4 protein-coding genes are annotated in these 7,896 nt (G+C 46.0%); all 4 read left to right on the top strand.

Annotation, left to right across the window (positions count from 1 at the left end; all coding sequences use genetic code 11):
* Nucleotides 1–280: 280 nt before the first annotated feature.
* Entirely contained in the window at nucleotides 281–2,746 is a 2,466-nt protein-coding gene (locus A2048_06495) for an acyl-CoA dehydrogenase (GenBank protein ID OGP09513.1), read from the top strand.
* A 151-nt stretch (nucleotides 2,747–2,897) separates the two neighbouring features.
* A complete protein-coding gene (locus A2048_06490) occupies nucleotides 2,898–3,797 on the top strand; it encodes a zinc metalloprotease HtpX (GenBank protein OGP09512.1) in 900 nt (299 codons plus the stop codon).
* A 188-nt stretch (nucleotides 3,798–3,985) separates the two neighbouring features.
* Complete coding sequence (locus tag A2048_06485; protein OGP09516.1) at nucleotides 3,986–4,462, top strand: hypothetical protein; 477 nt, start codon at nucleotides 3,986–3,988, stop codon at nucleotides 4,460–4,462.
* A gap of 179 nt (nucleotides 4,463–4,641) precedes the next feature.
* Nucleotides 4,642–7,761, top strand: a complete 3,120-nt coding sequence (locus tag A2048_06480) for a hypothetical protein (protein OGP09511.1) — start codon at nucleotides 4,642–4,644, stop codon at nucleotides 7,759–7,761.
* Nucleotides 7,762–7,896 lie beyond the last annotated feature (135 nt).

Here is a 7,896-nt window from a genome sequence, read left to right as displayed (position 1 = left end):
CTGAAATTATTTTGAATCCGGTGTCTTTGGTGCCACGGGCGTAAGCCCGTGGGGCCCCACAGCTCGGCGGAGCCGAGCTTGATACCCCGTGGCTTGCCACGGGGTTCTTCATTAATTTTGTAAAATTAACAATAATTTCAGAAAGTTAAAAAACATTAAAAAAACTATTGTACTTTATTTTTGAATCATATAAAAAATGAATGACTATTCATTCATTGGCAAAAAAGTTTTTGCTTAATGGATTTTTAATTTTTTTTTAATTCATTTTTAGGAGGTCTGCATGCAGCTTCTCAATCAGGTTTCAGGTTTTCTTCATAATGGTTATCCGGGGCTTACCATCACGGCATCGGTGCTTGTGGTGTTGACTTTTGGTTACACCGGAGCTCCCTTAATTTTATGGAGCCTGGCCATTCTTGGTTTGCTTATTGGTTTCGGGGCCCCTGCTGCCGTCATTTATACAGTGCTGGCACTGATGGTCATTTTTAACATTAAACCCCTAAGAACCAATTTGGTGACGCGTGGTCTGATGAAAACCATGAAGGGGTTCATGCCCAAAATTTCCGACACGGAACGCATTGCTTTGGAAGCAGGCGTTGTGTGGATTGAAAAAGACCTCTTTTCAGGAAAACCCGATTTCAAAAAAATATTGAAGGAACCCTATCCTGATTTGACGGATGAAGAAAAAGCATTCGTTAACGGCCCCGTTGAACGTCTGTGCGCTGTTTTGGATGACTGGCAAATCTGGAAAACGCGCGAAATTCCCAAGGAAGCCTGGGACATTATCAAAAAAGAACGTTTCTTGGGTATGATCATTTCCAAAAAATATGGTGGCCTCGGTTTTTCGGCCTTGGCTCACAGTGCTGTTATTCAAAAAGTGGCGGCTCGTTGTATGCCTGCCTGTGTGACAATCATGGTGCCCAATTCATTGGGACCTGCGGAACTCATTAGCCATTACGGTACTGATGAACAAAAAAACAGGCTACTTCCCAAATTGGCTTGCGGGGACGAAATTCCTTGTTTCGCTCTAACCGAGCCCACAGCCGGGAGCGATGCAGGGTCCATTCTGGCCAATGGTGTCTTGTTTAAAGATACGGATGGCGAATTGAAAATGCGTCTTAACTGGAACAAGCGCTACATCACTTTGGCAAACATTGCGACCACCCTTGGGCTGGCTTTCAAGTTGCAAGATCCTGAAAACTTGCTGGGTAAGGGGCCCAATTTGGGAATTACCTGCGCCCTTATTCCCTCAAGCACCAAAGGTGTTGTTTTGGGAAGACGCCACGATCCCTTGGGCGTTCCTTTTTCAAACTGTCCCACACAGGGTAACGATGTCGTTGTCTCGGCTGAAAAATGCATTGTGGGTGGTATTAAAGGGGCAGGGCAAGGATGGAAAATGCTTATGGAATGCTTGGCTGCAGGCCGCGGCATTTCACTTCCTGCCCAAAGCACGGGGGGGGCCAAATTGTTTACCCGCGCCGCCAGCGCTTATGCCACGGTTCGCAAACAGTTCGGTGTTTCAGTGGGTAATTTTGAAGGGATTGGAGAACCTTTGGCTCGTGTGGCCGGGTTTAATTATTTGATGGAAGCCGCCCGTCGTTTTGTATGCGGTGCGCTTGATCAAGGGATTAAGCCTCCCGTAATTACCGCCATGGCCAAATACAACCAGACCGAATTGATGCGTAAGCAGGTCATTGACACCATGGATATCATGGGAGGAGCTGCTATTTCGCGTGGTCCTCGTAATTTGGTGGGGCATGCCTACATTGGAACTCCCATCGGTATTACCGTGGAAGGGGCCAATATCATGACCCGCACCCTTATCATCTTTGGACAAGGGGCTCTTCGTGCTCACCCTTACGCCTTTAAGGAAGTGGATGCCATCGTCAAAGGCGATGTCAGCGCCTTTGATTCCGCTTTTTGGGGCCATGTGGGGCATGTGGTACGCAACTTGTTCCGCTCAGTCCTTTTAAGCCTTACCCGTGGTCGTTTAGCCATTTCGCCCGTTGGTGGACCAACGGCCCAGTACTATCGCAAGCTGGCCTGGGCTTCTGCCACTTTTGCCATCATGTCCGACATGGCCATGGGCACCCTGGGTGGAACTCTTAAAACCCGTGAAAAAATCACCGGCCGTTTTGCCGATGTTCTTTCATGGATGTTCTTGGCTACCTGCACCCTTCGCCGTTTTGAGGCTGAAGGTCGCAAAGCTGAAGATCTTCCTTTTGTGCACTTCTCATTGAAGTATGCCTTGGCCCGCATTCAGGAAGGTTTTAACGGTATCTTCAAGAACATCAATTCCCCTGGCTTGGGTTGGCTTTTTGCCGGCCCCATCAGCTTATGGGCGCACATTAACTCAATCGGCTCCGAGGCAAATGATAAAATTACCAACCAGATTGCCAAGCTGATTCAGGAAGACAGCCCTCAGCGCGATCGCATGACCGATGGCATCTATTATTCCCCTGTGGAAGGAGATGCCTTAAAACGCCTGGATGATACTTTCAAGGCCGTCAAAAAAGCCGGTGAAATCACCAAAAAAATTCGCAAGGCTGTTTCTGCCGGAACGCTTCCCAAGTTAAAAGGAGCGGCTTTGGTAGAGGAAGCTCTCAAGAAGAGTGTTATTACCCAAGATGATGCCAAGTTTTTGCAAAAAGCCGAAGCGATGAGATTAGACGCCATTCAAGTGGATGACTATAGCCAGGAGGAATATCTGGGCCAAACCGCTCCAGCTCACATGGCAAAAACAGCGTAATAGTATTGGTCTAATAGGGGGGCGTATGGCCGCCCTTACAAAAAGCCCCTGGTTTTTAAAGCCGGGGGCTTTTTTATTTCCATCCGTTGACAGCACCCTAAAACAAAACTAGGTTTGCTCCGTTTAAAGATATTCCAAACGGGGGCAAATTATGGCCAAACGAATTTTTTTATTCTTAATCACCAATATCTTGGTGGTGCTTACTATCAATATTTTATTACGTATTTTCAATGTTCAGCCCTACCTTACTCCTTACGGGCTTGATTATACGAGCTTGGCCGCATTCTGTTTCATTTGGGGGATGGGTGGGGCGTTTATTTCCCTTCTCCTTTCAAAAATCATGGTCAAGATGATCATGGGTGTGAAAATAATCGATCCTCAAACAACTGACCCCACTTTGCAACGGCTGGTACAAATGATAAGCCGTCTTTCGACCTCGGCGGGCATTCCCATGCCCGAGGTGGGAATTTATCAGTCCCCTGAAGTGAATGCCTTTGCCACGGGCCCAACTAAAAACCATTCCCTTGTGGCGGTTTCCAGCGGTCTTTTGCAAAGAATGGATAGCGCTGAGATTGAAGGTGTGTTGGGTCATGAGCTAAGCCATGTGGCCAATGGGGACATGGTGACAATGACGCTGTTGCAGGGGATTGTGAATTCGTTTGTCATGTTTTTATCGCGTGTGATCAGTTTTGCCCTTGTCCAGGCCCTACGTGGAAGGGATAGTGATTCTCGCAGTGCTTCTCGAGGGATGTATTTTTTGGTCTCTTTTGTCTTGGAAATCGTGTTCATGATTTTTGGGGCGATGATTGTCGCCTGGTTTTCCCGCTATCGTGAATTCCGTGCCGATGCGGGTGGTGCCGTTGTTGCTGGGCGGGGTAAAATGATTGCGGCCCTTCAAAAATTACAATCTTTTTATGGACTGGAAGACAAATCCAAACAAACCCCAGCCATTGCCGCTTTGAAAATTTCCAGCTCCTCGGGTTTCTTAAGGCTTTTTTCCACCCATCCTCCACTTTCGGAGCGTATTGCAAGGCTTATAAGCGGAGTCTGATTTTGTGGTGGATTTCATCAAATACTCCAAGATAATATGCCTTATGACTGATGAGGAATGGATAGAAAAAGGTGTCGATATCTGGCTTATCCGGGATAATTTAAAATTGTCTTTTGAAGAGCGTGTTGAACAACACCAAAACACGCTGGATTTTGTAGACGAATTGAAGCAAATGATTTCTTCTCATGATTCAAAACCTTCAAGACCTCCTGAAACTACTCCTCCAAAGCGATCTTGATTTTGTGCTTATTGGCGGTTTTGCCGCCGTCCTGCATGGTTGCAATCAAACGACTCGCGACATAGATATTTGTGTCTTGCATTCTGCAGAGCAGATTGAAACCCTGCAGCATCTTCTTAGCCCCATTCATCCCTATTATCGGGGAACGGATCCAAAAGAATCTTTTCTAGTGCCCAAGGATTTCAGCCAAAAACAGGATTTCCACCTGGTTACCGACTTAGGTGTTTTGGATGTTATTTCCAAAGTGAAAGGGGTTGGTGATTTTTATGCTGTTCTTAAAAATAGTAAAGAAATTACCTTGTATGGGCATTCCTGCCGGATCATCTCCATTGAAGATCTCATCAAAAGCAAAAAGGCTTTAGGCCGTCATCGGGATTTGGCGACGGTTGCCGAATTGGAAGCTATTCTGGAAAAAGATAAAAATTAAGCCACCTCAAATATTTTTCAATCCCTTTTATCAAGGCAGGGCTGAAATTTCAGCAAAGTTTTGGCTTGTGGATAAAGGGGATATATTCCTTATTTTCGACGTTTTTTAGGAGTATGGTCCGGTAAAAACAGAACTGGCGGCAGCAACTTTGTCCTCAAAATGCCGATACTATTCGACATATGGCTCATCCCCTGGGTTTGAACATCACAGAAATCACTCCCGATCCGGAATTGCAGGAATTACTCAGGCAATTAGGAAATAAGGATGAGGTTCTTAACATCCAAGAAGTCGATTCCAATGGCGATGGTTATCTGGATGCCAGTCGGACCACTCAACTCTGGCCGGAGTATCTTCTTCGCCGCGTTGAGCATGCCCTTTTTTCCAAACACCTCGTTCAAAAACAGCGGGAGCATCCTCCGTTATTTCAAATGAGCTTGAACAATCCCTCGCGGACATCGCTTCATATTCGATCCCTGAATAGCTTTGATCCCCAAGTGGAGCCAGGTTTTAAACTTGATTTAAGAACCCAGGGATTGGGAAGTTTGGTCGCAGGGGCTCCTTATTTGAATTTGGCCGCTTCGCTCCAAGCTGATGATCCTTCCACTCCCGCCAATGAAGGGGTGGAGAATATCGCACGCTATCTTGAGAAAGAATATTTTCCGCGTCATCTCGAAATTCTTACGGCCTTTCGTATCCAGGATATCCGCCGTTTAACCCCGCGGCAGGCGGTTCAATTAGCCTCTTCCATCCCCATTGAGCGGCTTGACTATTCAGTGGCCCAAACCAAAGCGGGAATGAACGGAAACCAACGGATCGTCAATGATGACACCCCCATCGAGCATCTGTTTAGTTGGGAGAGGGATGATGCCGGCAACGGTGTTTGCCGCAACTATGCTGAAATTGCGCGAGGGGTTCTCGATGCTTTGAAAAACTTGCAAGATCCGATGACTTCCCAACTCAATACGACCTATGCCCTCCAGCTGGGGCTGGAGCACGATAAGAACGTGCCGGGATATGTGATGGATCATGTTTGGAACGGTTACGTGACTCTCACCCCCGCCGGGATGGAGGCCACTGTTTTGGACTCAACATGGGCCGATGATTCTGCAGAGGAGGAAACAAAACTCGATTTTACAAGGGAGAGATTTCTTACTTTGGTGGAAAATTTGAATGAGAAAGGCCTCGTCGATACCGCTTCTTTTGCTGAAGAACTTTTCAAAGCTTGGATCCGCGTTCCCAAGGCCGATTTTCCGACCATTCATGCCTCAAATCTGAAACAGGAGTTCCGCAGCCCTCCGGTAAATTATTTGATTGGCTCTCAAATCCTACAGATTTTCAATGACAACCCGCTTTTGATCGATTCGTTTCGAGACCCATTGATTCCCTTTATCAGGGGTTATACCCACGCCCTTCAGGGCCATGCCCGCCAAATGCGTGAAGCCCAGCCTCTTTTGAATCCGAAAGCCTTTGCCCTTTCCATGTTGATTCCATTTTTACAAAATTTACAAAGTTTGGTGGATCTGTGCCAAAAACTTCCCGAGGGATTTGAGGAGAAGAAAAATGCTTTAGAGGCTTGCCGCCTCTTATTGCAAGAGGCCTTCGACCGTTTTGGTTTTGGGTTCATTGACTATGCCTATGCTTATCTTCAGATAGCCGAAACATTGGCCGACACCCAAGTGGCGGATAAATGCATCGATTGGATCTCAAGTAATTCAGATTATTATCGGTATCATGAACTGGGAAAAATTTTTGAAACCGTCCGTCCGGAAAGAAGGGAGATTTACAAGGCTCATTGGAATGCAAAAACCTCGGATATCGACCGCTTAAAATATCCCAAGGCCGCCTCCCGTTTCGGAAATGTGTATGAGAGTTACATCCTCACAAATCAGATTCGACCGGAACAGCGGGAAGAGTTTGATGAACGCTTGAGGGCTGTTTTTGAGAGGTATTCCCTTGAAGATCGTGACTATTTGCATCGATTTACAATTCATGTCCAGGCTCAACCCGAAACAGTCTCCTTATTTGATACGCGAAGTATTTATTTCGTGCCCTCGATGACCTCATCGGAAATAGACGGCCTATTGAAAAAATTCATTCAATGGAATCGTGCCTGGGATGCATTCCAAAAAAATGGCCCTTGTGTTCTTAAAATCGCCGATTTTCTTCAGATGGTTTATGAGCCCCAACTCATGGAAGCCATAGAAGGGGCTAAGGCCTATTTTGACCAGGTGGAAGAGGGGTTGGTCCAATACAAGGAAGTCACCCTGGGTGATGAAGATCAAACCTATGATTTTTTACACCCGAAGATTTCCATCCAGCATTTTATTCACAGGGATTTTGCGGCGGTGGATGCCCTTTTAAAAACTCACAAGCCGGACGGCTATCCAGAGTTGGTTGATTTCAGAAAACTTCAAAAAAAGTATATGCAGCTGGAGAAATCGCCGGTGCTTGCAGAAAATACGCTTTTTGCAATCCCTTACGCAGAGCTCTCCATCGCCGATCGATTTTATGAGCCCATCAAGCAAGCCATTGAGGAGGTGGAAGTATCTTTTCCCCTTTTAAGAGCCAATCCTCTTCACTTAAAAATTAAATCCCGTGAAAAAAAGGACCCCCGTGCGCCATTGACCTTAAATCAGGGAGGTGAAGTCATCCTCTTTTCAGACACTCCCCTTGAAAATGTTCGCGATTCATTCAAAAAATCGGCGCAAACCTATAATCTTTTTTTAGATAGGCTTTCCCGATTATCGTCCCATAAAATTCTCTTTGAATCGGAATCGGCTTTCTTCCCTCTCACCCAAAAAACATGGGATCGGTTAGCCAAGCTGGAGGCGTTTACCCAGCCTTTGAGGAACCAACCGGATTATGCGGAGGCTTTTGATGGGATGAAGATAGGTTTTGGCGATGATTCCTTTGCGGTTCAACTTCATCAAGGGGGAACTACGGATCATCCTTTGCGTCAGTATGAGTTACGATTTACGGCAAGGGATCGCTCGACATTTATTAAAAAATTAGATGCCTTTGTGCAACAAGCTCGCACCTTAGAGCATCGTGCTTCTCGAATCGAAAGGGATTATGGAATTAAACTGGGTTTTAATTTTGAACACGGAAAGTATTACACCTTCGATTATTTGACAGAAGCCTTGGAAAACACGGAGCATTTTTTCTCCTCATCCCAACCCAAGTACAATGATTTTGCTGTGCAAATAGTCCCAAGTTCGACATATCCGGCGGGGGATGAAATGGCGCCATTTATTTTTGTATATTTGCCCGAGAGAACCATTTCGGTAAAGGCACCGTAAAATAATTGGGGGAATTAGTGGAAGGTAAGTCCCAGTTTTTTAGCCAAAGCATGTTTGTTAATGGTTGAGGCACAGGATTGGTTTCATGTGCCGGTTTAAATGTTTTTCCCTCAAGTAAGATAAATTGTCCAGTCC

The organism is Deltaproteobacteria bacterium GWA2_45_12, assembly GCA_001797365.1.
Classification (GTDB): domain Bacteria; phylum UBA10199; class UBA10199; order UBA10199; family UBA10199; genus UBA10199.
This window is presented reverse-complemented; position numbering and strand designations above follow the sequence as displayed.